The organism is Roseibium aggregatum, from assembly GCF_017309185.1.
Classification (GTDB): Bacteria; Pseudomonadota; Alphaproteobacteria; order Rhizobiales; family Stappiaceae; genus Roseibium; species Roseibium aggregatum_B.
On the sequence record NZ_JAEKJZ010000001.1, the window covers coordinates 1130088 to 1156627 of the forward strand.

The window sequence follows — 26540 nt, forward strand, 5'->3', positions numbered from 1 at the left end:
TGACGAAGTTGAGGGACCTGCGGACCGAAGAAAGGTGAGGGAGGTAAAGCGCGCCAGATGGCAGTCTATGCCTCATAGTCATTCAGAACCAGGGCCAAATTGATTTCTCACTTTTTAACAAGGCGGATGAAATTGACCGGAAGACCTTTCACAATTCCAGCGGGAATCCTGTTTTGCATTTTGCTCGTCTTCGCACGAGTCATGGCGGTGAGCCCGGTTCAAGCCGCGGACATTCAATCGGATCGCTCTGAGTATTGCGCTCATCGCATCGATGGCCAGATTGGCCGCGGTGACGGCGAACGCATAATCGAATATCTGCAAACGGCGCTTGACCGCGTCGATCGAGATCAGTTGGACGATCCGTTGGCCATCTCGCCGTTTTCGGTCTGCCTGAATTCTCCGGGCGGCTCGCTGACGGAAGCAACGCGGATTGCCGCATTCCTGCTTGAGAACTGGATCGGAACGGTTGTCGACGACGGTGACAGTTGCCTGTCAGCCTGTTCGATCATCTTCCTGATGGGGAACACGGATGGCGATCTGGGTAAAGGCTTGAATCGCAAGCTGCATGTCAACGCAACGCTCGGCCTGCATCGTCCCTCGGTCGATGCTCCAGACGGAGCCGGCTATTCCGGTGAACAGCTCTCAAAGGCCTTCGACCTCGCAAACGAGGCGATTTACCGTTTCATGGCCTTGGCCAATACGCCGCTGGGTTTAACGGACGGCGTATTCGTGCAATCCGACCTAATGCAGAACATGCTCGAGCATAAAGGGCAGGAATTTTTCTTTGTCGACACGGTCGGAAAGGCGCTGCGCTGGCAGATCGACCTCTTGGGCTATGAAAAACCGGTTCTGGTCGATTCAACGGCTGCCGCGCGAGCATGTCACAACATGTTCTCTGTCAGCAGGTCCGCCGGGGACGAGACGGCCTACCTTTACGAAAATTACTCCCATGACGACTTGGCAGACGGCGTCACAACTTTCCACGCTCATTCCGCGCACGATGGCTACAGCGGCTTCCACTACGAGGTATACGCAGCTTATTGGGATATAGTGAGAGCCGGTTGCCGTATCGGTGTTGTCAATTGGGGTGAAGGACCGCAAATGTCCGGCTGCGGCGGTTCCTGGTCCGGAGCTGAGAATTATCCCGGTAACGATTTCTGCCTGCTCTCAGGGCCTTTTGCCCCGGAAACCTTCGACATGACAGGCAGCAACGACGCCGAGGTCTTGGGGCTTCTCATGGGCAAGCTGCCTTCATTCGCCGTCTTTCCTCTGGAAACCGCCCTCCGGGAACTCCCGCATCTTTCGCAAGAGAGCCGCGCAAGGGTCATGACGTCGCCTGACCTTCCCCGGATGCTATCGGCTCTCGGCTTACGCGACTGCGCGGAGGCCGGCCTGTGCAGGCCTGGCGAACGGGCGGTTTCTGCACCGGCGCCGAAACGCGACATACGCAATTGGCAGCGCATAGTTCGCGTCGAGGCAAACGACGTGCTCTGGATCCGCTCATGTGGAGCGTCCAAATGCAAGAAGGTTGGGTCGCTTTCTCCGGGACAGTCCGATTTTTACATCACCGAATGTGACAGGGGATGGTGCAAGGTCTTTCGGTCTGACGACATGTTCGCCGGATGGGCGAGTAAACGCTATATGGAAGCCCGCTGACGTCTCCTTCAAGACGCTGCGAGCGCTTGCGTCTCCGCAGAATAAGAAAAGGAGATGATTTTTTTATCTCGAAAATGCGCTATATAGGTCCGCATGGCAGATCGAACCCGAACCCGGCTGTTAAACGCTCTCAAGTCCTCCGGTCCCCAGACGGCGACGGATCTTGCCGAGGGCCTGAAGGTGACACCAGTGGCCGTCCGTCAGCATCTGGACGGATTGCTGCAGGAAGACCTGGTGGAGTTCGAGGACCTAAAGGGCTCGGTCGGACGGCCCAAGCGGGTCTGGACGCTGACGGCGACCGGTCACGGACGGTTTCCAGACAACCACTCCAACCTCATCGTCGGATTGCTGGGCGGATTGAACGATCTTTATGGCGAAGAGGGCGTGAACAGGCTGATTGCGCACAGGGAGGCCCAGTCCCGCAAACTCTATCTGGACGCGATGAGCGGCACCACCGGCCTTTTGGAAAAGGTGGAAGTCCTTGCGGAAATGCGCAATCTGGAAGGATACATGGCCGAGGTCGTCGAGGACGGGGCTTCCCTTCTTCTGATAGAAAACCATTGCTCGATATGTGCCGCGGCCACTGCGTGTCAGGGTTTCTGCCGGTCCGAACTCGACCTTTTCAAGGAGGTCCTGGGACCGAAGGTGACGGTCGAACGGACGGAACATCAGTTAAGCGGCGACCGCCGCTGCGTCTACAGGATCGAACCGCTGACATGAGGCTGGTGACATGAGGCCGGTAGCATGAGGAAAGGCGAAGTCCAGGAGGGAAGCCGGTGATTGTCTCCAGGCGGGTTCTGTCGCGCTTGATCGACCGCTACTTCCACCCGTTCGAATCGCATTTCAAGCCGCTTGAGCTTCCCGTCACGCCCTTGCCGGACAGGGGGCCGCTTCGTCTTGTCTGGCATTTCGCCGGGATGTTTCGCTGGCAGCTTGTCATCGTCTCGGTTCTGGCGATGGCGTCGTCCGGCCTTGGGCTGGCGGCGATCTGGGCGATCGCGTACGTTGTCGACGGAGTGACGGACCAGAGCGTTGCAACGTTTCTCGGCGGCAACGGCTGGGTGCTCGCCAGTTTCTTTTTCCTCTTCGTCGTCCTGGATCCCCTGGTCTTTCTTCTGCGCCAGACGTTTGCCTTTCAAACGGTGCGTATTCTCCTGCCCGCGGCCATGCGCTGGCAGGCGCATAAGGCGGTGGAAGGGCAGGACCTTGCTTTCTTCGAGGATACCTTCGCAGGTCAGGTGGCCTCCCGGATCGCACAGGTCGCCATGTCGGTTCACCGCCAGATGATGCTGGCGATCGAAACCATCCCCTATCTGGTCATCCAGTTCGGCGGTTCCTTCGTCCTGTTGATGGCCATGGCCTGGCCGCTCGCCATCCCGGTGTTTTTCTGGATCTGCGCGAATATCCTCGTCGCCTGGCTCGCCATCCCCACCTACATGCGCAGGGCGGCCAAGGTGGCGGCAGCCAACTCCCGGGCGAACGGCGCCATGACCGATGTCTATTCCAACATCGCCATGGTGAAACTGTTCGCCGCCGAGGATTCCGAGGCGGGTGCCATCCGAAAGGTCATCGGCGAAACGATCGACACGCGGCACTCCGAAAACCGGTCCTACATTCTGACCGACAGCAGCGTCTATTTCCTCAACGTGCTTCTGATCCTGGCGGTTGTCGCCATCGGCTTCTGGGGCATGGCCCAGGGATGGGTCACCATTGGCGATTTCGTCGCCGGCCTTACGGTGACGCGTTCGCTCTCCGCTGCGTCCTCCAGTTTCATCGGCGTTGGCCAGGCGATCACCAGCACGCTCGGCACCATCAAGGACGCAATGCCGATCATGACCAGCCGGCCGGAGATCACCGACCGGGAAGACGCCACCGGACTTCAGGTGACGAGCGGCCGTATACGCTTTCAGGACGTGAGGTTTTCCTACGGCGGCGACAGAAAGGCGGTTCTTGAGGAGTTCAACCTCACGATCCGTCCGGGAGAACGGGTCGGTCTGGTCGGACTTTCGGGTGCAGGAAAATCGACTGTCATCTCCTTGCTGATGCGGCTACGGGACGTGTCCGGTGGTTCCATTTCCATCGACGGACAGGACATTCGCGAGGTGACCCAGGCCTCGCTGCGCACCGGAATCGGCGTGGTCACCCAGGACATCTCCCTCCTCAATCGCTCCATCCGCGACAATATCCGCTATGGCAAGCCGGATGCGACCGACGACGAAATCCGGGACGCCGCGAAGGCGGCGGAAGCGCTGGGCTTTATCGGCGAACTCGTGGACAGCAAGGGGCGGACGGGTCTCGACGCCCATGTGGGCGACCGGGGCGTGAAACTGTCCGGCGGTCAGCGCCAGCGCATCACGATCGCGCGGGTTCTTCTGAAAAACGCACCGATCCTGATACTGGACGAGGCGACGTCGGCGCTCGACAGCGAAGCGGAGCTTGCCATTCAGGAGAATCTTGCCCGCATGATGGAGGACCGCACGACGCTTGCCGTGGCTCACCGCCTGTCGACGATCGCCGCCATGGACCGGCTTGTCGTGATGGACCGGGGCAGGATCGTCGAGGAGGGCAGCCACCGCGACCTTTTGTCCCGCGGAGGCCTTTACGCGAAACTCTGGGAGCGTCAGTCCGGTGGTTTTCTGGCGCTGAGTGCTGCGGAATAGCTCCTTTCTGCCAGCCGCTGTCGATTGCAGCGCATCGTCCGGTGGCCCGAGCGACCATTCGACACGCGTCATAAATCTAAAATCGTTCCGATCTTAAATGTCGGATCCTTGTCGTCGGCAATTTTCGGCCGGCGCGTTTGAGCAATAATCTTCCCGGAGACGCAAGATGGAGCTTCTGAACGATGACGGCAAAACCGGCGGCGCCACGGACGGTTGGCCGACGCCGGAGGCGGCAACGGAACTGGAGAGGATGCTCCAGGACCTGCTGGCGCTGAAGTCGGACATCGAGCGCGACGCGGATCTTCTGCTCAAGGGCTACGGCCTGGATCGGCCCTTGCCGGAGATCGTCAATCTGGCGCATTACGTCAGCCTGAGGCGGCACGACATCAGGGCCCTGCAAAGGCGGCTGATGCGGCATGGGTTGTCGTCCATGGGCCGGCTGGAAAGCCGGGTTCTGCCGACCCTCGACGCGGTTCTTGCCGCCCTGGCGGCCATGATGGGCCGGAAGCCGGGAGCTGACTTCACTTCCAACGAAAGCTTTTTCTCCGGTGAGCGCCGGCTTGAGGAGGCAACCGCGGTTCTTTTGGGACCGAAGCCGGAGAATCGCCGCGGCCGCATCATGGTGACGTTCCCGAGCGAGGCGGCCGAGGAGCCCAAGTTCGTCAGGAAACTCGTGCGCAAGGGCATGAATGTGGCCCGCATCAATTGCGCGCACGACGATCCGGACGTCTGGATGGCGATGGCCGCCAACGTCAGGGCGGCGGCGAAAAAGGAAGGCCGGGATGTGCGGGTTCTGATGGATATTGCCGGACCGAAAATCCGCACGGAGACCGTCTTGAGCGCCGACAAGTCGCCCAGGCTTCAGGAAGGTGACCGGTTCAGGCTGGTTCTGGACTCAAGGCTCGACGTCCATCCTGAAATTGCCGTGACCGCTAGCGTGTCTTTGCCGCAGATGGTCGAACGCCTCAGGGTCGGCGACCGCGTGCTCTATGACGACAGCAAGCTGGAAGGGGTGGTCGAGAGCGTTTCGGAAGGCGAGGCGGTCATCCTTGTGAAGCAGCCGAAGAGCGGCGGTGCGAAGATCAAGCCGCATAAAGGCATCAACCTGCCCGATACCGCCCTGGGGGTTTCGCCGCTGACGGCCAAGGACCAGCAGGATCTGAAGACCGTGATCGCCTGCGCCGATATGGTGGGCTATTCCTTCGTCAGCCAGCCGGAGGATATCGATTTGCTGGAGGAGGCGCTTCAGTGCATCGGCGCCGGAGACCATCCGCTCGGTATCGTCGCCAAGATCGAACGGCCGGAAGCGGTCAGGAACCTGCCCGCCCTGATCGCGCGCGCCAGCGGGCGGCGGTCGCTGGCCGTGATGATCGCGCGCGGCGACCTCGCCTCGGAAATTGGCTTTGAGCGGCTTGCGGAAATGCAGGAGGAGATTCTGTGGATCTGCGAGGCGGCGAGCACACCGGTGATCTGGGCGACCCAGGTTCTGGAAAGCCTGGTGAAGTTCGGCAGTCCCTCCCGGGGAGACATGACAGACGCGGCCATGGCCGCGCGGGCCGAATGCGTCATGCTGAACAAGGGGCCGGCCGTGGTCGAGGCGGTGGAATTGCTGGACCGGCTGGTAAGCCGCATGGAAGGTCACATGGCCAAGAAAACGCCGACCTTGCGGGCGCTGCATTCCTGGTGAAGCGGGCCGGTTGATTTTCCGAAATCCGGGTGACAATACTCACCGATGGACAAGAGAGATCGCGCAGAGCTGTTTCGCGAACGCCTGTCGGAAGCCTTGCGCGACCGGGACATGAACCGGAGCGATCTCGCGCGGGCGGCGGGGCTGGACCGCTCGACCGTCTCCCAGCTTCTGTCCGAGGATGCGCCTCGATTGCCGAACGGACAGGCTCTGGCGGCGATCGCCACCTCCTTGAGCGTTTCCTCCGACTGGCTTCTGGGGCTTTCGACCCACCGGGGCGCGGCGGCTGAAATCCTCGACCAGGCGGTTCAGGTGGCGGAGACCGAGCGCCATCCGGTGGACGAGCACCTGCTTGCCTGGTACCGCGACGCGGTCGGCGTCAAAATCCGGCACGTTCCGGCCAATCTGCCGGATGTCCTGAAGACCGACATGGTGCTGGAATACGAATATGCCGGCGAAACCCTCAGAACCGCGGATCAGGCCATTACCGGAACCCGGGATCAACGGGAGCTTCTCGGCAGGGCGGAGTCCGACATGGAAATTGCGCTTTCCAAGGAGGCCCTGGAAGGCTTCGCGCGCGGCGAGGGCATGTGGTCGGGATTGACGCCTCAGGCGCGCCGGGAACAGCTTGAGGTGATGAGCCGGACCCTCAATGACCTCTATCCGGGCCTTCGGCTGCATCTTTTCGGGGCGAACGACCGGTTTTCCGCGCCCTTCACGGTCTTCGGCCAGAAATGGGCGGCTCTTTATCTCGGTCAGCGGTATCTGGCCTTTTCCAACACACGCCACGTTCAGCTTTTTTCTAGCCATTTCGACGACCTGGTCCGCCATGCCGTCATCCGTTCGCATGAGGCGGGCGACTTTGCTTTCGGGCTCGCACAGAGCATTCCGGACGTCTGAGCATCCCACGCTTTTCGGTCTAAGCAGGCTACACCCAGGATCCCTTTAGGCGTGTGGTTCTTCGCCTTCCTGCACCTAGAGCCTTTCACGGCTAGATTGAAGCATTCTGTTTGTCGTCCGGCGAGTCGAGCTGCGCGGAGGGACGTGAAGCCCATAGCGGGCTATGGGCAAGCGGCGCGACAAAGCAGGCGGCCGCCGGACGCGAACCCGAAGGGCCGGGCCGATTTGGCCCAATGCCGTCGGGCTTTGCCTCGACCGTGCAGCCAGCACAGCCTTCGTCAAAGCCCTTGGCCTTGAACCAAATCTGCTCCGGCAGAATGCTTCAATCTAACCGTGAAAGGCTCTAGAGGTCGAAATTTCTTGACAAATGAAAACAAACGTATACATATGTAAACATAGATGATGGATGACAGCAGGCGGTTTGCCGATGCCGAAAAGTATTCCGATCAGCGTTCGGTTGAGCGATGATGATGTCGCGTTCCTGGCAAGTTATGAGGTGCAAGGCGCGCGGACCCCGAGCGACAAATTGCGGGAAATCCTCCGTAGCGCGAGAGAGCGAGAGGAAGGCACCCAGGATGTCGCCGCGTGCGAGGAGCTGCTGCGTGCGATGGCGCGCCCCGCGGAGAAGGGGCTTCGGCAATTGCAGAGAGAGACCGGTATCCGTTCGGACTTTGTGATGAAGCTCTATGAGCGCTTGCCTGAAATGCTTTCGGAGCTTGTCGCTTCCGCACCGGGAACTGGCAAGGAAGCGAAGGACCTGGTTCGGTTTGAGGCGGATTTGTCGGCGGAGCTGTTTTCGCTGGTGGAAGAGGTTTTCGATCTTGGTCTGACGAAACCAAGCAGAACCTACGATCCGGAGCTCATGGACAAGCGGCTTGCACCCATACTCGAGATCGCACGCTTGCTGGAGCAAAAGCTGCAGTCCCGGTCATCGGGAAGACATCGGGAGTAACGTATTCCCCTATCTGGTGCGTGGTACTCCAGGGTCGTCGAACAGACGGCAACGTCACTTAATCGGAAAGGAACGAAAATGGCAGAGGGTCTTGTAACACGTGTCAAACGTCTGGTTTCCGGTGGTGTAAACCAGCTGGTCGACACCATCGAGAACACGTCCCCCGATACGGTGATGTCGGAAGCTGTTCGGGAAATCGACCGGGCAGTCGATCAGGTCCGCGATGAACTTGCATCGGTCCTGGCCAACAAGCACCTTGCAAACAGACGCCTTGGCGAGACCACGTCGCGCCATGAAGAGCTGCAGGGACAGATTGCCCTGGCCGTCAAGGAAGGCCGGGACGATCTCGCGGAAGCCGCAATCGCGCGCCAGCTCGATCTGGAGGTTCAGATCCCCGTGCTGGAGAGCGCCGTCGCCGATGCCAGCAGGGAAGAGAAGGAGCTGGAAGGCTATATTGGTGCGCTCCAGGCGCGAAAGCGCGAAATGGAGGCGGAACTCGAGACTTACCGGAAAGCCCGGCAGCAGTCTGCGACGGACAGTGCAGCAGCAGGCGTCGCCGCCCCGAAGGACACGGTCGAAGGAAAAGCCCGCAAGGCAGAAGAAGCCTTTGAACGTGTCATGAAGACCGCGACAGGCCTTCCGGGCGGGCTTGCAACGGACAAGGCTTCAGCGTCGAAGATGGCTGAGCTTGAGGATCTGGCCAGAAAAAACAGGATTTCCGAACGGCTGGCCACCCTTAAGGCTGCCGCGAAAGACGGTTGAACATGTTTGACTTCATTCTGGCGCAACAGAACACTCCTTTCGCAGTCGCTCTCGGGCTCATGATCGCGATAGCGCTTGCCGAGGGCGTGGGGACGCTCATGGGACTGGGGCTGTCGAGCATGATCGACAGCCTGCTTCCCGATTTCGATCTGCCTGACATGGACGTGCCGGATCTCGATGGCCCGGAATTCGACGGGGACGTTTCGGCAGGGGCGCTTCAGGGCGATCTGGAGGTCGCATCGACAACCACCGGTGCATCCGCGGCCGGGCAGGGCGTCTTCAGCCAGATGCTTGCCTGGCTGTGCTTCGGACGTGTGCCGGCGCTGATTATCCTGGTAATCTTTTTCACCGGGTTTGGATTGGCGGGCTATGTCCTGCAGAGCCTTGTTCAATCCGTCAGCGGATGGCTGCTGCCGGGCGTCGTCGCGTCGGCCGCCGCCTTCGCTGGAGCCTTGCCCCTCACGAGAGTGACCGCACTCGGCCTGTCGAAAGTCATGCCCAAAGAGGAAAGCGACGCCGTGTCGCGCGCGACATTTGTCGGCAAGCCGGCCCTGATCGTACAGGGACACGCCAGGAAGGGGCTTCCAGCGCAGGCCCGGCTGAAAGATGCCAGGGGACAAAGTCATTACGTGTTCGTGGAGCCTGATATCGAAGATGAAGTTCTGGAGCAGGGCACCGAGGTCATTATCGTCCGTCAGGCCGGCGCGCATTTCAACGCGATCAGAAATACCAATGAAACTTTGTCCGGCAGCCACGATTGATGGCCGCCGGAAAACTGAAATTTCTTGTAAGTGACTGTGGGAGATCAATGTTATGGAACAGATGATAGGTATCCTAATCCTTGTCGGTGTGGGCTTTGTCGCCCTGCTTGCCATTGGCCTGATCCTCTCTCGCCTTTATCGCCGGTCGTCCAAGGAAGTGTCGTTCGTCCGGACCGGTTTCGGCGGGCAGCGCGTCGTCATGAACGGCGGTACACTCGTGCTTCCGGTTCTGCACGACATCATTCCCGTCAATATGAACACGCTGCGCCTCGAAGTTCGCCGGTCGAACGAACAGGCGTTGATCACCAAGGATCGCATGCGCGTCGACGTGCTGGCGGAGTTCTACGTGCGTGTTCAGCCCACGATCGAATCCATTGCCAATGCCGCCCAGACCCTCGGCCAGCGCACGATGAAACCGGAAGCGCTGCGCGAACTCGTCGAAGGCAAGTTCGTTGATGCCCTGCGCGCGGTTGCCGCGGAAATGGCGATGGAAGAGCTTCACGAGCAGCGGGTGAACTTCGTCCAGAAGGTGCAGGCTGCCGTCTCCGAGGACATTCTCAAGAACGGTTTGGAACTGGAATCGGTCTCTCTGACCGGTCTCGACCAGACAAACAGGGAGTATTTCAACCCGGAAAACGCCTTTGACGCCGAAGGCCTGACCAAGCTCACCCAGGCGATCGAAGAGCGCCGGAAAAAGCGCAACGACATCGAGCAGGAAACCGAGGTCCAGGTCCAGCGCAAGAATCTGGAGGCGCAACAGGAGCGTCTGCAGATCGACCGGGATAACCAGTTCGCGCAACTGGAGCAGCAGCGTGAAGTCGAGGTGCGCCGGGCCGAACAGGCCTCGTTGATCGCCAAGCAGCAGGCGGAGCGCGAGCGTGAGGCGGAAGAAGCGAAGATCATCGCCCATCAGAAGGTCCGCCATGCCGGGATTGAATCCGACCAGGCCGTGACGGAGCGTCAGATCTCCATGGATCAGCAGGTCCGCGAGCGCGAGATCGCAAAGGAACGCAGTGTTGAGGCCGCCAACGTCGAAAAGCTCAAGCTGATCGAACTTGCGGAGCAGGATCGCGATATTGCGGTTGCAGCCAAGTCACGCGAGAAATCGGAAGCCGAAGCACTGGCCGACGAGGCGCGGGCGATCGCCGCACGCGCCGCCGAACAGGTGTCGACCGCGCGAGAAACCGAGATCGCGGAACGCGACAAGCAGATCGAGCTGATCGAGGCGCGCAAGGCCGCCGAAATGGACGCCGTTGCGATCACCGTCAGCGCCGAGGCACAAAAGCAGGCCGCGGCCGACCAGGCGGAGGCGGTCAGGATTGCCGCCGAGGCGGAGGCCGCCAAGTCGCGCATCGAGGCGCAAGGTGACGCGGAAGCCGAGAAACTCCGTGCGGAAGCGCAAAAGGCGGTCTACGAGGTCGAAGCAGCCGGTCAACGTGCCATCAATGAGGCGGCCAACCTGTTGTCCGCGGACCAGATCGCGATGCAGGTTCGCGTCAAGCTTCTCGAGCAGTTGCCGCAGATCATTGCCGAAAGCGTCAAGCCTCTTGAACAGATCGACGGCATCAAGATCATTCAGGTCGACGGCATGACCGGCGGCGCGACAGCAGCGGTCAATGGAACCGGCGGTAATGGTGGGGGCGGAAACCTCGCCGACCAGATGGTGTCGTCCGCGTTGAAGTATCGATCGCAGGCACCGCTCCTCGACGCCATGATGAAGGAAGTCGGTCTGGATGGCTCCAACCTGTCAGGGCTGACCGCAAATCTGAACGTTGCGCCGAACGGCAGCCCGGATGATCAAGGCGATGTCATCGATAAAAAAGGGGAACCGGAAAGTTCAACGCAAAGTGGCTCAGCCGGACATGTGGTCAAGGCGATGAACAACGAAGCTCCGAAACCCGCGACTGAAGATCCGGTAACATAGACCGCTAAGCGTTTGAGTTAAATGAAAAATCTAAGCCCGGCCAGCCGCCGGGCTTCCTTGTTAGTGATGCGGGCGATGATGCCTCAGCGCCCGGGCGGTTTCGACGGATCTTGCGGGCTCGAAACTCTCCGCGACGGCCATGTTCCAGTAGGTCGAATAACCTGGAATGTCGTGGATCTCATCGAGCAGTGCGCCTTTCTTCAGCCAGGTGAGGGCGGCACTTGCCGGTTGGGTCTCGCGCAGACCTTCGCGGATGAAGAAATGCTCCGGCTTGAATTCGCTCGGGTGGCTGAGGCCGGCCGCGGCGGTGAAGGCTTCCAGGGCCCTTAAGGTGTTTCGGTGAAAGTTGGCGACCCGCTGGGCCTTGTCGGGAACGATCAGCGCCTTTTGCCGTTGCGGATCCTGGGTTGCGACGCCGGTCGGGCAGCGGTTGGTGTGGCAGCTCTGGGACTGGATACAGCCGACGGCGAACATGAAGCCGCGCGCGGCGTTCATCCAGTCCGCGCCGATCGCCATCGTGCTGGCAATGTCGAAGGCGCTGATCAGCTTGCCGCTCGCGCCAAGCTTGATGTCCTCGCGGATCGAGGTGCCGACCAGGCAGTTGTGCACGAAGGAAAGGCCCTGGCGCAGCGGCGTGCCGAGACGGTTGGCGAATTCCACCGGAGCCGCACCCGTACCGCCTTCCGCGCCGTCGACGACGATGAAGTCCGGCTTGATCCCGGTCTCGAGCATCGCCTTGACGATGGCCATGAATTCCCAGCGGTGGCCGACGCAGAGCTTGAAACCGACCGGCTTTCCGTCGGAGAGGTCCCGAAGGGACTGAATGAATTCCAGCAATTCAACGGGTGTTGAAAACGCCTTGTGCGAAGCGGGCGAGACACACTCCTTGCCAACCGGTATGCCGCGCGCCTCGGCGATTTCCTCCGTCACTTTCGCTCCGGGCAGAACGCCGCCATGGCCGGGTTTCGCACCCTGACTGAGCTTGATCTCGATCATCTTGACCTGAGGGTCGCTGGCCTGGGACTTGAATTTTTCCGGGTCGAACCTGCCGTCGTCGGTCCGGCAGCCGAAATAGCCACTGCCGAGTTCCCAGACCAGATCGCCGCCGCCCTGCCGGTGATAGCGCGAGATGCTGCCTTCGCCGGTGTCGTGATAGAAATGCCCCATCTTCGCACCCGTGTTCAGCGCCAGGATGGCGTTGGCGGAGAGCGAGCCGAAACTCATGGCAGAAATGTTGTAGAGCGAAGCGGAATAGGGGTGTTTGCACTCGGGACCGCCGATCGTGACGCGCAGTTCCTCGTCGCTTTCCGGCTTCGGGCGCATCGAATGGTTCACCCAGCCGTAAGTGGGACCGTAAACATCCAGCTCCGTTCCGAAGGCCAGCACGTCTTCGATGTTCTTGGCACGGTCGTAGGCCATCGAGCGGCGCTCACGGGAAAACGGCCGTCCATCCTGGTTGCTCTCGAAGAAATACTGACGCATTTCCGGCCGGATCGCTTCAAAAATGAACCGGAAATGGCCGATAACCGGATAGTTGCGCAGGATGGAATGGCTTGTCTGGTTGAGGTCGAAGACACCGGTCACGCTCAATGCCGCAAAAATCAGAAACGGCCAGATGAAATGCCAGTTGAAGGAAAAGATCAGGACAAAACTGATCAGGGCCAGGGCAATGCAAAGGAAAAAAACGGTATAGCGGTTGAGAAACACGGCCAGAGCTCTCCTCTCGTGGGCGTCGCCGGTAGTTGTGTCAGGCCGCACGATAAAAAGAAAGGGTGACCGTAGTGTTGACTGTGGGCGGTTTCAGCTTTGCAAGGGAAACAGTAGAGAACCTGAGATGGGACTCACCTCAAGCCAACGCGGGCTCGAAGTGGGTCCCAGTCCTGAAGCTCTGAGATCATCCCAGATGATGAACGTTGAGTTTGTTGCCGTCCGGATCCCGGAAATAGGCGGCGTAAAAGCCGTTGTCGGCTCTTTGTCCCGGTTTTCCCTCATCTCGCGCACCAAGAGAGAGGGCCTTGTCATAGACCTTGTCGACCTCGTCACGGCTTTCGGCGGCAAGAGCGATCATGACCCCGTTGCCGACGGATGCCGGCAGGCCGTCAAAGGGGACATGAACTGAAAAGGCCGGAGCGCCCGGCCGTGTTCCCCAGACGACGAAATCGTCGAATTCCATGATCCGCTTTGCCTGAAGGACCGAAAAGAGGCTGTCGTAAAAATCCGAAGACTTTTTGAGGTCGTTGGTGCCGACAGAGGTATATCCAATCATGTTGCTGCTCCATTGTTTAAAAGGACCGTTTCCGGTAGGAGAGATTTAGGTTTTTGCAAATTTGATTGGAATGCGCATTTTTGCTTCTCTAATTTGCAAATTTGGAGAGTATGCGTGGACTGGAACTATCTTCGAACCTTTCATGCCGTCGCCGAGACAGGCAGCCTGACGGCAGCGGCAGACCGGCTCGGGATTTCGCACGCAACGGCATTCCGGCACATCAAGGCGTTCGAGACCGATCTGGGATCCCGGCTCTTCGAAAAGGTCAGGGGCCGTTACAGGTTGACCGAGGCGGGATCGGACATTGTCGATCTCGTCCGGACGGTGGCGGTTTCGGTCGAGGACATCGATCGGAAAATTACAGGCTCGGACATCGCGCTGAAAGGAAGGGTCAGGCTCACCGCGCCTGCGAGTTTTTCCTGCCATTTCCTGCCGCAACTTCTGTCCGGTCTCCGAAACGCATTTCCCAGGATCACCGTGGAACTTCTGTCTTCGAATGAAGAAGTCAACATGTCGAGCCGGGCCTCCGAGATCGCGCTCAGGGTGACGCCGGAGCCGCCCGAGCATCTGATCGGACGAAAGATCGCCGACATTCCCTGGGGCATTTACGGAAGCGAGGATTACTTCCGTCTCCACGGTGTTCCGGAAAGCCTGGAAGAACTCGATCGGCATCTTCTTATCGGGGCGACGGGAGGGCTCGCGCGGCGGCAGGGCTTTGCGTATCTCGACAAGATGTTCAGAGAGCGAATTGTTTCCAGATGCGACGATCTCATGGCCATGGCCGCCTTTGCCCGTCATGGGCAGGGACTGGCGCTCCTGCCCGGGGATGTCGCGGCGGAGGGGCTGGAGCTGGCTTTTCGTCCGGCCCTTCTGCCTCCAAATCAGCTTTGGCTGCTGACACATCCGGATTTGCGGCATGTCGAAAGGGTTCGACAGGTAATGCGCCATCTGGGAGACGTGTTGAAAAAAGATGAGCGGTTGGTGTCGCCCGTTTGAAAAAGGGAAAGCCTGGCGTCAGGAAACGGAAGATTTGCCGATTGGTCCGGCAAGGGCCAGGAGGCGTTCCGCCGTTCCCGAGACGCCGGGTTCCCCGGCCATGATTTCCGCCGCGCACCGGGCCCCGTCTTGAAACGTCTTGTCTTCAAGGTCTTTCAGTGCTTCGGCCAGACTGTCCGCCGTCAGGCGCTTTCGCGGAATTGGAGCTGGGCCGGCTCCAACCCTGTTGATCCGCTCTCCCCAGAACGGCTGATCGGCGAAAAAGGGGCAGACAAGGGTCGGTTTGCCCCAGCGCAGCCCCTCGTGTGTGGTGCCCGCGCCGCCGTGATGAACGACAGCGCGGCACTTTGGGAAAAGCCAGCTGTGAGGCGCTTTGTCGAGAAGGAAGACATTGCCGGAGAGTGCTCCATACAAGTCGTCGCTCTCTAGGCCGCCCCAGCCTGTGGCGAGAACCGCGCGCTGTCCGGTCTCCTTAAGCGCCACAAGGATTGTTTGTTTCAGGTCTTTGGGGGCCTCACTCGGCATGGAGCCGAAGCCGATATAGATCGGAGCCGGTCCGGCTTCGAGAAAGGCCGACAGGTCCGCGGGTGGACGGTAGTCCGGCTCGGGACGGGTGAACCAGTAACCGCAGATCCAGTCGTCTGCCGGCCAGTCCTCGGGCTCAGGCACGAGAGCACGGGAAAAGGCCTGAAGACCGAGCGTCCGGCCGCCCTCCGGCGTGTGACCGTCTATCAGGTCGCCCGCCATGGCGAACTCCGCCGGAGCGTGGGACTTGACGGCGCTCATCAGCGGAGCGAGCCCCACCTTGATCAGCTTGCGGGCCGCACCGTAGCTCTTACGGTTCAGATAGGAACCGAAATCCGGCAGAGCGAACAGCGGAACCGGAAAGTCTCCGGTTGGGGTTGTTACTGGTTGCAAGACCGTTGGCAGGGCAGGGACATTGAGACGTCTGCCAACGAGCGTCATCACCGCAGCCTTCAGATTGAACAGAATGAGATCGGGTTTTTCCTCCAGGCCGGTCTCCCAAAGCACCCGCGCGGTTTCCTTCTGCAGCCGGAGACTGTGACGCGCCGCCGCGATCTTGCCGCGAAAGGAAAACAGTGCCTGCCTGACTTCAGGCATTTGCAGCAGCGTCTGGTAGTTGACTGGAACCGGCCTGGCCCTGGCGCCGGCCCTTTCGATCATGTCCTCGAACCCTTCGCCGGTGCTTAGCACGACTTCTGCGCCGAGATCGGTCAGCTCCCGGGCAAGGGCGGCATAGGGCTGGACGTCGCCACGCGTGCCGAGCGAGGCGATCATTATTTTTGGCTTGGGTGCGGACATGACAATAGCCGATTCGAAAGGAGGGTTGGCGCACCGCCTCAAATGGCTGTCCGCGCGCCTGATTGCAACCGTCCGGAAGATCGCTCTACAGTCGCGGCTAACGCAGGGCTCATGTTTCAAGGAACCTCATGCAAACGACTTTCACGCTTCGAACCGAAGGCCAGGGCCTCTACGAATTCACCCGCTCCATCGCCGGCTGGCTATCCGGGGAGAGCTGTGGCAACGGACTTCTGACGCTCTTCGTCCGCCACACCTCCTGTTCCCTGCTTGTTCAGGAAAACGCCGATCCGGATGTACAGGTGGATCTGAAAGCCTTTTTTGAACGCCTGGTGCCACCGGCCGATCATGCGTCCATGCGCTATCTGACCCACACGCTGGAGGGGCCCGACGACATGCCCGCGCACATCAAGTCCGCGCTTTTGCCTGTCTCCCTCTCCATACCGGTCTCCGGCGGACGTATGGCGCTTGGCACCTGGCAGGGGATCTATCTCGTCGAACATCGCGTCAGACCGCACCAAAGACAGGTGGCGGCGCATTTCCTGAGCGACCGGTGAACCTCATGACCGTTCAACGAAAAAAAGCCCCCGACAGAGAAGTCGGCAGTTTAAGTATCTGAGCATCAGAGAGATTTTCGAAAAGTGTGACGCTGCATCACACTTTTTGAAACCGGTTCGGCCGTTGCCGGAGAGGGCTCTAGCTTCTCAAGGCGGGCAGGCCGACCCCGGTGCTTTCGAAACCGCCGTCGGAGGCGATGATCTGGCCGGTGACATAGCTGGCCTGATCCGAGCACAGGAATGCGATCACTTCCGCGATCTCGATTTCCGAGCCGTAGCGGTTGAGCGGAATGGCATCGTGGTAGGCGTCGATGATTTCCTGCGTGTGAACCGCCATGGCGAGCTTGGTGCGGACCGGACCCGGACAGACGCAGTTGGCGCGTATGCCGTATTCGCCGAGTTCCGCGGCCTGCTGCCGGGTCAGCTGGATGACGGCCGCCTTCGAGGTGCCGTAGGCCACCCGGAGCGTCGAGGCACGTAGCCCCGAGATGGAAGCGATGTTCACGATGGACCCGCGAGTGTCCTTCAACGCCGGAATCGCGGCTTGGGTGACAAGGAAGACACCGTCAAGATTGGTGTCCATCACCCGGCGCCACATGGCGAAATCCGTCTGCTCGATCGGGCCGAACTCCGCGACGCCCGCATTGTTGACCACCGCGTCGAGCCTGCCGAAGCGTCCGAGAATGGCGGGTATTGTCTCCGCCACCTGCTCCTCCGACGACACGTCACAGAAGAAAGGCATGGCGTCGTCCAGACCGCGGGCGGCCTTGTCCAGTTCGGGGGCGTCGCGGTCCAGCATCGCGACCTGCCACCCACGGGCAAGCATCAGATTGACGGTCGCAAGTCCGATTCCCCGGGCCGCCCCGGTGACCAGAGCAACTTTGTTGGCCATGATTCCTCCCTGGAACTTCGATTATTCAAACCATCTGGCAGGATTCCCGGCAAAAAGGCAAAGCAAAACGCCTTGTTGCATCAGTCCCTTGCGTCAGCGCATGGAAATGCACACCTGGATGGCGCCGGCGTTGTCCCAAAGGGCGATGTTCTTGTCGTTGATTCTGAAGGCGTAGACCCCGGCGGGATTGGGGGTGTTCACCGCGAGAGCCGCGAATTCCGCGAAGGGAACGATACGGCCGGCCTGGTCGCGGACCAGCAGCTCTCCGAAAGCGTAGGACTGATCGAATTTGTATCCATAGAGGGGACCGAGCTTTGCGGCGTCCTGACCGGAATAACCGCGCGGTCCCACAGGCTTGAACGTTCCGGCGATCACGCTCCAGCCGCCGCGATAGCTGACCTTCCGGATCTTGCCGTTGGGCAGGGACAATCTCTGCCAGCCCTGCTTGGACTGCACGTCGATACAGTGATCCGCGGCTTGCGCGAGGCTCGGGCCAAAACCGAAAAGGCAGACAACAAGGAACAGAAACCGCATGGTCACCGTAAGACGTTCGACTGAAAGACCATCGAAGTTGAACGCCATACTCTGATCGCGTCAAGCGGTATAACGGTTCCGAGACAGGCGCCTCACGCAAGGCTCGCGCACGGTTGACTTGTAATTATTGACGAGTGGACCCACATCTTCTGGTGAACGATGAGGGTCGTTCCTCCCCAGACTTGCGCCGGTTTTCCTGAAAACGCGGCGCATTTTTTTATGATTTCATCCGCGGTGCAAAATTTTTGTGGCTTGCCATATGTCGCTTGTGTTGAAAATAGAAGTCTGCGCCGAATGCTCTTCATTGAATCGAGCAGTCGTTCGGCGCGGGGGCGGCCCGCGCCGTCGGACGGGGACGGCGCGGGCTCTCACACCGGCCTGAAAAGGAGGGGCTCAGGGCGCGGTGTTTGCCGCAGCCGCCAGAAGGGCGGCAATCTGGTCTTTCAGGTGCAGGCGTTTCTTTTTCAGGTCTTCCAGCACTTCGTCGGAAGCAGGTGCCACGTCCGTTTCAATACGATGCACTTCACGGTTCACGGTGTGATATTCGTCCGCCAACCGGGCAAAATGGGCGTCATTCGTTTTCAGCTGATGCAACGTTTCTGTCGCTTCCGGGAATTCTTCATGCAGTTCGTGCGGCACGTGGCTCATGCTTTTCCTCCTCTTGAGGTTCTCAAATTGCCGTCTAGCGGCGCGATGTACTTTGAGAAAGATCAATTGCGGCGTGATTTGCGCGCGTGTTTTTCCCAAAGCGTTGTGGGGACGGCTTTTTTCATCAACCGCTGGAGAATGCAACCGGGTTTTGTCCGTCGGCCCGGGAACGCGGCGAAACCCGGGGTCTGTCCGCAGGCAGGCGGGAAGGCCGTCCGGTTGAGCCGTGGAAATAGAGCGCCGACGGCGGTGAGGTCAGACGGAGGCGGCAACCCCTTGGAGCCGTTCGGTAAACCAGACGGTTGCCAGAATGGAAATACCGGCGAGGGCGCCCATGCGCATGGGGTTCAAGGCGGGTTCAGCCAGACGTTTCAGCACGAGGACAAGGGAGAGTGTCGCGGTCAGAATGACAAGCTGACCGACTTCGATACCGATGTTGAACGCCAGAAGCGCAGGAAGGAGATCCGGTGCGTCGCGGCCCAGAATATCTCCCAGGACAAAGGAAAAGCCCAGACCGTGCAGAAGCCCGATGGCACCGAACACGACAATCGAGCCTGACCGCCTGACCATGGCCGCGACCGCCGCATAGAGCACGGAGGCGGCAATCGCCGCCTCGACGGCCGGAATGAACCAGGGCCAGGACGGGGTCGCACCCAGAAAGGTCAGGATCAGCGTCACCGAGTGACCGACCGTGAAGGCGGTAACGAGCCAGACGAGCTTGCGGATCGATCCGACGCCGAGCGCCATGGCGACGACCAGAAGAACGTGGTCGAGGCCTTCGAGAATGTGCAGGACGCCCTGCTGCCCGAAATGGATGAATGTCGACAGGCGCGAGCCGTCCATGAAGACTTTCGTTTCGAGCTGCCCGGGCACCGTCGCCGAGACCGGCGGCTCGGTTCTCGCATCGAGCAGGTGATTGTCGATGGAAATCCCCGGACCGGGTAAAAGGGGCGCGTAGCCTGAACGGAGACCGAGGATGCCCGAGGAGTCGTTGCTGGTCAGCCGGACTTCGTAGTCGATCACCGCTTCGCCGAATGCGGGGTCCTGTGGGGCGCCTGCCTTCGAAATGGCGCTCCGTGCCGCCTCAACGGAGGTGAGTGCGTGGTCCGGGCGCCGTGCATGGACGGCAAAACCCGCAATCCCGGCTTCAAGATCCAACCCGGCTTGGGAAAACTTCAGCGCGTTGACCAGGCGGTCTTCAAATCCGCCCTGGTCCGCGGCAATCGCCGTCATGTCGACAACGTAACGGCTGCCGCCGGAAGTTCTTTCAAAGCGCAGGTAGGGCGACACCAGCGGGACCTGCTCGACCTGTGACCTTCCGATGAGATCCGAGAAAACCAGGGGCGCCGGAACGCGGACAAAAGCGGTCAGGGTTCCGTTTTCTTTCGTGACAAGAACGGTTCTGACCTTGGTGCCCTCGGAAAAATGCGCGAAGGCGGACGCAAGGCAAAGAAAACAGATGAAGACCCCGGCGCAACCAACGCGGCCGATTCGGAAAAACGTCACGATCAGGGGCATGCGCTCGTTCCGGAAACAGGTCCACCGGGGACAGGAAAGATGATCGGGAAACCAGACTACACGGCCTCGGGCTTTCCGTCAGAACTTTTGCCGCAAAGCCGAAGCCGGTGACCCTCGAAATATTTGTAGTAGGTGTCGCGAGTGCCCGGTCAAAAGACCGGCCTGCCTGGAGCTGCGCTTCCGTAAGAACGGTGGCTGCCTGTCAGGAGCATTCATGTGCGGCCGGTCTGATTTCAAAGAAAGAGCGGGACCCTGCCGGCGCATCTCCTGACGCAAGGCTGTCAGGAGACCCTTGATAAGGTGATCTCCATCACAGCAGCAATGGAGACTTCCGATGACATTCATGCCCGATCACTTCACTGTGTGGGTGGAGATCCCGGTAACCGATCTTGAGAAGGCGATCAGCTTCTACAATGGCGTTTTCAAAACGGAACTCAAACTTGTCACCGATATGGGACCGAACCCGCTGGCAATCTTCCCGGCAAAGGACGAGGGCGGTGTCGCCGGACACCTCTACCCCGGCACGCCGGCGGAGAGGGGCGCAGGTCCGACAGTGCATCTTGCCTGCCCGGACAGCCTCGAAGAGACCATGGAGCGTTTCGCGAAGGCCGGCGGCGAAGTTGTTTCCGACCCTGAGGCGATCCCTGCAGGCCGGTTCGCCTACGGCATCGATCCGGACGGCAACTCCGTCGGCATGTTCACTTTCTCACCGGACGCGCGCCGGTAGACCGCTCCTCTGGGAGCACCGGACATGAGACGCGCCGACCGCCTTTTCCAGATCGTTCAGCATCTGCGTGGCGGCCGGCTCGTCCGGGCGCGGCAGCTTTCGGAGTGGCTGGAAGTCTCGGAACGGACCATCTATCGCGACGTCGCCGATCTGCAGGCTTCCGGCGTTCCCATCGAGGGCGCGGCCGGGGTCGGTTACATCATGCGCGACGGTTACGAGATGCCGCCTCTCATGTTCACTCGCGAAGAAATCGTCGCCCTTCTGGCGGGCGCGCGCCTGATCCGCGCCTGGGGCGGAGCGGCAATGGCCCGCGCCGCGGAAGAAGCCATGATCAAGATCGACGCGGTTTTGCCGGAGAAGCTGAAGGTGCGGCAAAACGAGGTCGAGATCCATGCCTTCGCACCGGAAATGACGCCACAGGTCCGCAGCTATATCGATTTTCTCGAGACGGCCGCCGACACACGCAAGCGGCTGTCGATTGCCTATTCGGACAACAAGGGTGAAGACACCAACCGTGTGATCCGGCCCCTGGGACTGTGGTTCTGGGGCAAGGTCTGGACGCTGGTGGCCTGGTGCGAACTCCGCCAGGATTTCCGCATGTTCCGCCTGGACCGGATCGCGGAAATCCGCGAGACCGGCGAACGGTTCCGGCAGGAACCCGGCAAGACGCTCAAGGATTTTTATCGCTCGATGGAAGAGGAGGGACACAGCCGTCCCGGAGCGTGAGCCCCTGCGCCCCTGTGCACGTCCGGTCACGGCAGGGCGGCGTAGCCATTGCCGAAGATCTCCCTCAGGAGCTTGCGCTTCATGGCGTCGGCATAGTCTTCGTAGGTTGCCGCCACCTCGACAAAGGCTCCGGGGCCCTTGAGCACATTCTGGCGGTAGTATTCCACGGGAGCTGTGTCCGGACCGGCAATGACGAGGCCATTGACCGTCACACCTTCGAAATCGAAGGCTCTATAGGCGCTGTCCGGGCCAAAGCCTTCGTTGTTGACGCCGTCGCCGGCGACATCGATGACCTTGCGCGCGCAAGCAGCCGGTGCTTGTTTCATCTCGACGGCGGCATATCCCAGCGCGTAGCCGAGGGCCGTCGGAAACTCGGTGAACCCTCTGGGCGCGCGGCGGAGCCGGGCCGCGGCTTCCCTGGCGCTGGCCTGACCCGTCAGATTGCGCCAACCGAGCTGCCGGAGCTGCTGGTAGCGGCCGCTCCATTCGAAACTCGTGACCCAGATCCCGCCGACAGCCTCGATCGCGGCGATCACTTCCGGGTCCTGAAGCGCATCCGCCAGCCCGTTGAGCTGCAGGGTGTGTTCCCGGGCGTTGACGCTCGCAGAGCCGTCCATGGCAAGGACCAGCGACAGGGAACAGGAAAAGGCGGGCGTTGAGGCCAGGCTGCCGGGGAGGCCGGCAGCGGCCAGAAAAAGCACGATCCTCCGCCATAATGCGAAGCTGCGCCTCGGCCTCCTTCGCGTGTCTGTCACTCGGCTGTGGTCAAGCATGGTCTCAGCATAGCAGTGGTGTGGACCAGGGAACAGGCGCCTGACATAAACAAGGCTCGGTGTCGAATGCTGCGGTGCAATTTTGTTCGCGGCGGGACTTGAACGGTGCCGGATTACTGGGGCAAGGTTAGCAAATGTATGCATCCCATGGATTCCTGAGGTCCGACATCGGCGATGTCGATGTCGTTTATCACGACGGCCTGTTTCATCTTTTTCATCTGGTCCTTCCCAATCACGACTTTATCGCCCACGCCGTAAGCTCCGACGGGATGACCTGGAGACGGGTGAAAAACGCGCTTTTCGTCGGCGAACCGGGCGAATGGGACGACGACATGCTGTGGACCATGCATGTGACCCCCGATCCGGACCGTCCCGGAGAATGGCGCATGTTCTATACCGGATTGGCGCGCCTGGAATACGGCCGGGTCCAGCGTGTCGGGCTGGCCCGCTCGAAAGACCTTTATCATTGGGAGCGCTGCAACGATGGACGCTATCCCCTTGAAATTCCGTCGCCTCACTACGAAAGCTCCATCGACGAGGGACGTCATTGGGTCAGTTTCCGGGACCCGTTTTTCTATCACGATCCGGAAACCGGCGACCGCCTGCTCCTGAGCTCCGCGCGCGTGAAGGGCGGTCCGATCATTCGCCGGGGATGTGTCGGATTTGCAAGGGAGACCGCACCGGACAAGTTCCGTTTCGAAAAGCCGCTCTACCAGCCGGGCCTTTACGACGACGTCGAAGTGCCGAACTTGTTCAAGCTGGACGGCCGCTATTACCTGATGGGTTCGATCCGCGAGGACATCAAGATCCATTACTGGTACGCGAATTCCGTCGAGGGCCCCTACGAGAACTTCTTCGACAACGTGATTCTGCCTTCCGGCAACTACGCGGGAAGGATCTGCCGGGTTGGGGACAGGATCTTCCTGTTCAATTTCTTCTCCAAGACCGAAAATGTCTACGGCCGGGAAGTGGTCAAGAAACTCCTGCCGCCGCCCAAGGAACTGGTAACCGACCGGGCCGGTCGGCTGAAATTGAAATCTTATGACGAGTTTGACGGTCTGGTGACGCATCGCGAAATCGTCACGGCCTCCTACCAGTGCAAGTTTCTCTACAACAATCCGCATGCCACCGCCGTGGACCGGCCTGATGGCCTGCATCTGGCATGCAAGAGCGGCTACGAGGCCTTCATTCTGCCGGGGCAGCACCAGGACTTCCGCCTGCGCGCGCAGCTGATGCTGGAAGGCTCGGGCAAGACCGGCATGGTTCTGCGCATGAACGAGGAAGGCGACGGGTATTATCTGTCGCTCGACCTTGTGAACGGCATCGCCCAAATGCGCGCCTGGGGGGCCAATCCGACGCCGGAGTTCGAATACGCTTTCCGCTACGAACCGCTTCAGGAGGCCCATTTCCGGGGCAACGATCACGGCCCGTGGCAGATCGAGGCCGTGGCCCACGGCATGTACATCGAGTTTTCCATTGATGGCTATGTCGTGCTCAGTCTGGTCGACGACAGCTTTGCGGAGGGCGGTATCGGCTTCTATGCCGAAAGCGCGGCGGTCTGCCTCAAGGACCTGAGGATCGAAACCCTGACGCGGCCGGTGAGCGAAGACACCGCCGAGCGGGTTTACACGACCACCTATATGGCGCCCGAAGAGGAGGCCGACGGATTGTGAGCGGTGAGACGGACATTTCGCGGGCGTGGCTGCTGGTCAGCGACATCGACGATACGCTGACCGGAAACCGCGAGGATCTGAACCGTCTTTGGCAACACTTCAAGCCGCATCGCAGCCGCCTCAAGCTGGCGTTGAACTCAAGCCGTCCCGCCGAAAGCGTCGACAGGACCCTGGCTGAGTATTTCCCCGGGGACTTCCAGGCGGATGCCATCATCACCGGATTGGGAACCGAGATCCGGCTTGGTCGTTATTGGCTGGAGAGCTGGCAGCGGCAATTCGCGGCCTGGCCGGACGAGGACATACGCAAGCTGGTGCAGGAAATGGGTTACGAACCGCACGACGAGATTTTCCAGACGAAGGGCAAGGCCAGTTTTGCGGTGCCGGGTCGGAACCGCGCGGACGAGGTTCTGGAGCGTCTGCGCGACGAAGGTTTCGACTTCAGGTTCATTTTTTCCGGCACGAGCGATCTCGATATTCTCGCGCCTGCGGCCGGCAAGGATGCGGCCATGAGACACTTGGCCCAGTATCTGGAGATCGAACAGCCGCATACTGTGGCGGCCGGCGACTCAGGCAACGACCTGGCGCTGTTCGAAGCCGCGGGAAGGGCGATCGCGGTCGGGAACGCGCGACGGGAACTGATCGAGGCCATGCCGAAGGACAAGACCTATCGGGCCAAGGCCGACCACGCCGCGGGGGTTCTGGAGGGATTGATCGCGTTGGGACTGCTGCCTGATACATCGGGATAATCAGACCGGGACAAAATGAGATGCGCCGGGCTAGACGGCGCATGAATGTCGGACAAGAGGGTTGGTACGGATGAAAAGGCAAAATATCGGTTCGCTCCTGATGATCTCGCTGCACGGGTATGTGGCGGGATCTCCGGAACTCGGAAAGCCGGATACCGGCGGTCAGGTGGTATTCGTTCTGGAGCTTGCCAAACGTTTTGCCCGGCTCGGCTACAGGGTCGATGTCATGACAAGACAATTCGAGGACCAGCCGGCCGAAGACATCATCAACGACAACCTGCGCGTGGTGCGCATTCCCTTCGGCGGCAAGGATTTCATCCGCAAGGAGGACATGCACGACTGGTACGGCGACTTCGTCACCAACGCGCTCGCCATGATCCGGTCCCGCAATCTCCATTACGACGTGATCAACAGCCACTATTGGGATGCTGGCGTTTCGGGCCAGAAAATCGCAGAGGAGTTGCAGGTCCCGCATATCCACACGCCGCACTCGCTCGGCTGGTGGAAACAGCACGATATGGAAGGGGCGGACGCCGCGGAAATGGAAGGCTACCGCTTCGAGGAGCGGATCCAGAAGGAATTCGTCCTTTACCGGAACTGCGATCACGTGATCGCGACGACCGAGCAGCAGACCGATCTGATCGTCGAACACTACCAGCTTCCCAAGGAACACATCACCATGATCCCGCCGGGGATCGACGAGGGCCGGTTTACCCCGGCGACACCGGACAACGTCGCCGCGGCGCGCCGGAAGCACGACATTCGCGAAACCGATATCTACGTCGTCGGCCGGGCGGCGGAGAACAAGGGATACGACCTGATCATCGAAGCCCTGCCCAGTCTCTTGAAACTGCAGCCCGACGCGCGTCTCGTTCTGGCGGCGGGCGCCAATTCCGACAGCGACATCGCGCTCTTGAACCAATGGAAGCAGGTCGCCGCCGATCTTGGCGTCGCCGATGCCATTTCCTGGCGCGGGTACGTCGCCGACGAGGATCTCGCGGATTTTTACCGCGCCCCGGGCATCTTCGCCCTGCCGTCGCGCTACGAACCCTTCGGCATGACGGCGGTCGAGGCCATGGCCTGCGGCACGCCGACAGTCGTCACCATTCACGGCGGTCTGTTCGAGCAGATCGAGTTCGGCCGGCACGCTCTCGTGGCCGATCCCAAGCGGCCGGAGGAGTTTGCCGCCATGCTGAACATGCCGCTGCAATATCCGTGGATGCGGGACACGCTGACCGTGGAGGGCGCCAGGTTCGCCCGCCGGGTGTTCGGCTGGACCGGGATCGCGCGCCGCACCCTGCAGGTGTTCGAGCAGTTCAAGGGTCGTTATGACGATCTGCAGGGGGACGAACCGGCATTTTGAGATCATGGCCGCCGGTCAGCGGCCATCGAAGGCCTCGGCTCCGGGGTGCATCGCGTGTCGGCCCGTCCGGCGGAACGTTTCCAATCGGGTTTTCGAGAACACTTGCTAAACAAGCGGTTCAGCTTGCGTTCAGGTCAAATTGATTACAGGTTGCCCAAAACGTCGTGTGGCAAACCGGAACGAAACCGTGAAACAGATAATCGTCCTGCTGATCTTGTCTTTCGCCGCGATCCTGCCGGCCGAGGCGGCCTGCCTGTCGCAGTCCCAGGCCCGTCAGGTCGTGGCCAGTGGAAAGGCAGTGCCGCTTGGTGCCGTCGCCGGACGGGCAGGAGGCGAAATCGTCAAGGCCAAACTCTGCAAGCAGGGTGGCGGTTATGTCTATGTGCTCTCCGTCCTGAAAGGCGGCAAGGTGAAAACCGTCAAGCTCAATGCCAGCCGCTGACAGGCGGCCTGGTATCAGCCTTCCCCGTTTCCGTTCCAGACCCTTTTGAAAAGCCGA

The 26540-nt window shown here is 60.5% G+C and carries 25 protein-coding genes; 17 read left to right on the forward strand and 8 right to left on the reverse strand.

Annotated features, from left to right (window positions below):
• The first annotated feature begins 126 nt into the window (after positions 1 to 126).
• The 9 genes from JF539_RS04905 (at position 127) to JF539_RS04945 (ending at position 11302) form a co-directional block, all read left to right on the forward strand.
• Positions 127 to 1656: a hypothetical protein gene (locus JF539_RS04905; RefSeq protein WP_207139213.1), complete on the forward strand. Its 1530-nt coding sequence runs from the start codon at positions 127 to 129 to the stop codon at positions 1654 to 1656.
• Between the two features lie 93 nt (positions 1657 to 1749).
• Positions 1750 to 2376, forward strand: a complete 627-nt coding sequence (locus tag JF539_RS04910) for a helix-turn-helix transcriptional regulator (protein ID WP_207139214.1) — start codon at positions 1750 to 1752, stop codon at positions 2374 to 2376.
• Positions 2377 to 2432: 56 nt separating this feature from the next.
• Complete coding sequence (locus JF539_RS04915) at positions 2433 to 4316, forward strand: ABC transporter ATP-binding protein (RefSeq protein WP_207139215.1); 1884 nt, start codon at positions 2433 to 2435, stop codon at positions 4314 to 4316.
• A gap of 166 nt (positions 4317 to 4482) precedes the next feature.
• A complete protein-coding gene (locus JF539_RS04920) occupies positions 4483 to 6003 on the forward strand; it encodes a pyruvate kinase (protein ID WP_207139216.1) in 1521 nt (506 codons plus the stop codon).
• A gap of 45 nt (positions 6004 to 6048) precedes the next feature.
• Positions 6049 to 6903 (forward strand): helix-turn-helix domain-containing protein, encoded by an 855-nt coding sequence (locus JF539_RS04925; RefSeq protein ID WP_207139217.1) that lies wholly within the window; start codon positions 6049 to 6051, stop codon positions 6901 to 6903.
• Positions 6904 to 7330: 427 nt separating this feature from the next.
• Complete coding sequence (locus tag JF539_RS04930; RefSeq protein ID WP_207139218.1) at positions 7331 to 7855, forward strand: hypothetical protein; 525 nt, start codon at positions 7331 to 7333, stop codon at positions 7853 to 7855.
• Between the two features lie 78 nt (positions 7856 to 7933).
• The gene (locus JF539_RS04935; protein ID WP_207139219.1) at positions 7934 to 8617 is read left to right on the forward strand and encodes a PspA/IM30 family protein; all 684 of its coding nucleotides are present in this window, start codon (positions 7934 to 7936) and stop codon (positions 8615 to 8617) included.
• A 2-nt stretch (positions 8618 to 8619) separates the two neighbouring features.
• The gene (locus JF539_RS04940) at positions 8620 to 9378 is read left to right on the forward strand and encodes a YqiJ family protein (protein WP_207139220.1); all 759 of its coding nucleotides are present in this window, start codon (positions 8620 to 8622) and stop codon (positions 9376 to 9378) included.
• Positions 9379 to 9430: 52 nt separating this feature from the next.
• Positions 9431 to 11302, forward strand: a complete 1872-nt coding sequence (locus JF539_RS04945) for a flotillin family protein (RefSeq protein ID WP_209017000.1) — start codon at positions 9431 to 9433, stop codon at positions 11300 to 11302.
• Positions 11303 to 11362: 60 nt separating this feature from the next.
• Here JF539_RS04945 and JF539_RS04950 read toward each other — a convergent pair whose 3' ends face one another.
• Together JF539_RS04950 and JF539_RS04955 are read right to left on the reverse strand one after the other, a co-directional pair.
• Positions 11363 to 13009 (reverse strand): FMN-binding glutamate synthase family protein, encoded by a 1647-nt coding sequence (locus JF539_RS04950; RefSeq protein WP_207139221.1) that lies wholly within the window; start codon positions 13007 to 13009, stop codon positions 11363 to 11365.
• Between the two features lie 187 nt (positions 13010 to 13196).
• The gene (locus JF539_RS04955; protein ID WP_207139222.1) at positions 13197 to 13568 is read right to left on the reverse strand and encodes a VOC family protein; all 372 of its coding nucleotides are present in this window, start codon (positions 13566 to 13568) and stop codon (positions 13197 to 13199) included.
• Positions 13569 to 13682: 114 nt separating this feature from the next.
• Between JF539_RS04955 and JF539_RS04960 the strand changes: the two genes are divergently transcribed.
• Positions 13683 to 14564, forward strand: coding sequence for a LysR family transcriptional regulator (locus JF539_RS04960; protein ID WP_207139223.1), 882 nt, complete (start codon positions 13683 to 13685; stop codon positions 14562 to 14564).
• Between the two features lie 18 nt (positions 14565 to 14582).
• Here JF539_RS04960 and JF539_RS04965 read toward each other — a convergent pair whose 3' ends face one another.
• A complete protein-coding gene (locus tag JF539_RS04965; protein WP_207139224.1) occupies positions 14583 to 15887 on the reverse strand; it encodes a glycosyltransferase in 1305 nt (434 codons plus the stop codon).
• Between the two features lie 128 nt (positions 15888 to 16015).
• Between JF539_RS04965 and JF539_RS04970 the strand changes: the two genes are divergently transcribed.
• Complete coding sequence (locus JF539_RS04970) at positions 16016 to 16441, forward strand: secondary thiamine-phosphate synthase enzyme YjbQ (protein ID WP_207139225.1); 426 nt, start codon at positions 16016 to 16018, stop codon at positions 16439 to 16441.
• A gap of 139 nt (positions 16442 to 16580) precedes the next feature.
• Here JF539_RS04970 and JF539_RS04975 read toward each other — a convergent pair whose 3' ends face one another.
• From JF539_RS04975 to JF539_RS04990, 4 genes are all read right to left on the reverse strand, one after another.
• On the reverse strand, positions 16581 to 17333 hold the full coding sequence (locus tag JF539_RS04975; protein ID WP_207139226.1) for an SDR family NAD(P)-dependent oxidoreductase: 753 nt from the start codon (positions 17331 to 17333) through the stop codon (positions 16581 to 16583).
• Between the two features lie 93 nt (positions 17334 to 17426).
• Complete coding sequence (locus JF539_RS04980) at positions 17427 to 17915, reverse strand: hypothetical protein (protein WP_207139227.1); 489 nt, start codon at positions 17913 to 17915, stop codon at positions 17427 to 17429.
• 345 nt (positions 17916 to 18260) lie between these two features.
• Positions 18261 to 18515 (reverse strand): YdcH family protein, encoded by a 255-nt coding sequence (locus JF539_RS04985; protein ID WP_207139228.1) that lies wholly within the window; start codon positions 18513 to 18515, stop codon positions 18261 to 18263.
• A 255-nt stretch (positions 18516 to 18770) separates the two neighbouring features.
• Positions 18771 to 20033: a HupE/UreJ family protein gene (locus tag JF539_RS04990; RefSeq protein WP_207139229.1), complete on the reverse strand. Its 1263-nt coding sequence runs from the start codon at positions 20031 to 20033 to the stop codon at positions 18771 to 18773.
• Between the two features lie 334 nt (positions 20034 to 20367).
• Between JF539_RS04990 and JF539_RS04995 the strand changes: the two genes are divergently transcribed.
• Together JF539_RS04995 and JF539_RS05000 are read left to right on the forward strand one after the other, a co-directional pair.
• Complete coding sequence (locus JF539_RS04995) at positions 20368 to 20760, forward strand: VOC family protein (RefSeq protein ID WP_207139230.1); 393 nt, start codon at positions 20368 to 20370, stop codon at positions 20758 to 20760.
• A 24-nt stretch (positions 20761 to 20784) separates the two neighbouring features.
• Complete coding sequence (locus JF539_RS05000) at positions 20785 to 21486, forward strand: helix-turn-helix transcriptional regulator (protein WP_207139231.1); 702 nt, start codon at positions 20785 to 20787, stop codon at positions 21484 to 21486.
• A gap of 26 nt (positions 21487 to 21512) precedes the next feature.
• Here the strand turns inward: JF539_RS05000 and JF539_RS05005 are convergent, their stop codons facing one another.
• Positions 21513 to 22187, reverse strand: a complete 675-nt coding sequence (locus JF539_RS05005) for a DUF1194 domain-containing protein (protein WP_209017001.1) — start codon at positions 22185 to 22187, stop codon at positions 21513 to 21515.
• A 206-nt stretch (positions 22188 to 22393) separates the two neighbouring features.
• Here JF539_RS05005 and JF539_RS05010 point away from each other — a divergent pair, with 206 nt between their 5' ends.
• The 4 genes from JF539_RS05010 to JF539_RS05025 all read left to right on the forward strand — a co-directional run bounded on the left by JF539_RS05010 (position 22394) and on the right by JF539_RS05025 (position 26483).
• Positions 22394 to 23932, forward strand: a complete 1539-nt coding sequence (locus JF539_RS05010; protein ID WP_207139233.1) for a glycosyl hydrolase — start codon at positions 22394 to 22396, stop codon at positions 23930 to 23932.
• The gene (locus tag JF539_RS05015; RefSeq protein ID WP_207139234.1) at positions 23929 to 24678 is read left to right on the forward strand and encodes an HAD-IIB family hydrolase; all 750 of its coding nucleotides are present in this window, start codon (positions 23929 to 23931) and stop codon (positions 24676 to 24678) included. Before JF539_RS05010 ends, JF539_RS05015 begins: the two co-directional genes overlap by 4 nt.
• Positions 24679 to 24748: 70 nt before the next feature.
• Positions 24749 to 26041, forward strand: coding sequence for a glycosyltransferase (locus JF539_RS05020; RefSeq protein WP_207139235.1), 1293 nt, complete (start codon positions 24749 to 24751; stop codon positions 26039 to 26041).
• Between the two features lie 187 nt (positions 26042 to 26228).
• On the forward strand, positions 26229 to 26483 hold the full coding sequence (locus JF539_RS05025) for a PepSY domain-containing protein (RefSeq protein ID WP_209017002.1): 255 nt from the start codon (positions 26229 to 26231) through the stop codon (positions 26481 to 26483).
• Positions 26484 to 26540 lie beyond the last annotated feature (57 nt).

Excerpts from the sequence above, each read along its gene's own strand:
- JF539_RS04905 (WP_207139213.1), top strand. The coding sequence starts at position 127 with ATGAAATTGACCGGAAGACCTTTCACAATTCCAGCGGGAATCCTGTTT.
- JF539_RS04910 (WP_207139214.1), top strand. The coding sequence starts at position 1,750 with ATGGCAGATCGAACCCGAACCCGGCTGTTAAACGCTCTCAAGTCCTCC.
- JF539_RS04920 (WP_207139216.1), top strand. The coding sequence starts at position 4,483 with ATGGAGCTTCTGAACGATGACGGCAAAACCGGCGGCGCCACGGACGGT.
- JF539_RS04925 (WP_207139217.1), top strand. The coding sequence starts at position 6,049 with ATGGACAAGAGAGATCGCGCAGAGCTGTTTCGCGAACGCCTGTCGGAA.
- JF539_RS04930 (WP_207139218.1), top strand. The coding sequence starts at position 7,331 with ATGCCGAAAAGTATTCCGATCAGCGTTCGGTTGAGCGATGATGATGTC.
- JF539_RS04935 (WP_207139219.1), top strand. The coding sequence starts at position 7,934 with ATGGCAGAGGGTCTTGTAACACGTGTCAAACGTCTGGTTTCCGGTGGT.
- JF539_RS04940 (WP_207139220.1), top strand. The coding sequence starts at position 8,620 with ATGTTTGACTTCATTCTGGCGCAACAGAACACTCCTTTCGCAGTCGCT.
- JF539_RS04945 (WP_209017000.1), top strand. The coding sequence starts at position 9,431 with ATGGAACAGATGATAGGTATCCTAATCCTTGTCGGTGTGGGCTTTGTC.
- JF539_RS04955 (WP_207139222.1), bottom strand. The coding sequence starts at position 13,568 with ATGATTGGATATACCTCTGTCGGCACCAACGACCTCAAAAAGTCTTCG.
- JF539_RS04965 (WP_207139224.1), bottom strand. The coding sequence starts at position 15,887 with ATGTCCGCACCCAAGCCAAAAATAATGATCGCCTCGCTCGGCACGCGT.
- JF539_RS04970 (WP_207139225.1), top strand. The coding sequence starts at position 16,016 with ATGCAAACGACTTTCACGCTTCGAACCGAAGGCCAGGGCCTCTACGAA.
- JF539_RS04975 (WP_207139226.1), bottom strand. The coding sequence starts at position 17,333 with ATGGCCAACAAAGTTGCTCTGGTCACCGGGGCGGCCCGGGGAATCGGA.
- JF539_RS04980 (WP_207139227.1), bottom strand. The coding sequence starts at position 17,915 with ATGGCGTTCAACTTCGATGGTCTTTCAGTCGAACGTCTTACGGTGACC.
- JF539_RS04985 (WP_207139228.1), bottom strand. The coding sequence starts at position 18,515 with ATGAGCCACGTGCCGCACGAACTGCATGAAGAATTCCCGGAAGCGACA.
- JF539_RS04990 (WP_207139229.1), bottom strand. The coding sequence starts at position 20,033 with ATGCCCCTGATCGTGACGTTTTTCCGAATCGGCCGCGTTGGTTGCGCC.
- JF539_RS04995 (WP_207139230.1), top strand. The coding sequence starts at position 20,368 with ATGACATTCATGCCCGATCACTTCACTGTGTGGGTGGAGATCCCGGTA.
- JF539_RS05000 (WP_207139231.1), top strand. The coding sequence starts at position 20,785 with ATGAGACGCGCCGACCGCCTTTTCCAGATCGTTCAGCATCTGCGTGGC.
- JF539_RS05010 (WP_207139233.1), top strand. The coding sequence starts at position 22,394 with ATGTATGCATCCCATGGATTCCTGAGGTCCGACATCGGCGATGTCGAT.
- JF539_RS05020 (WP_207139235.1), top strand. The coding sequence starts at position 24,749 with ATGAAAAGGCAAAATATCGGTTCGCTCCTGATGATCTCGCTGCACGGG.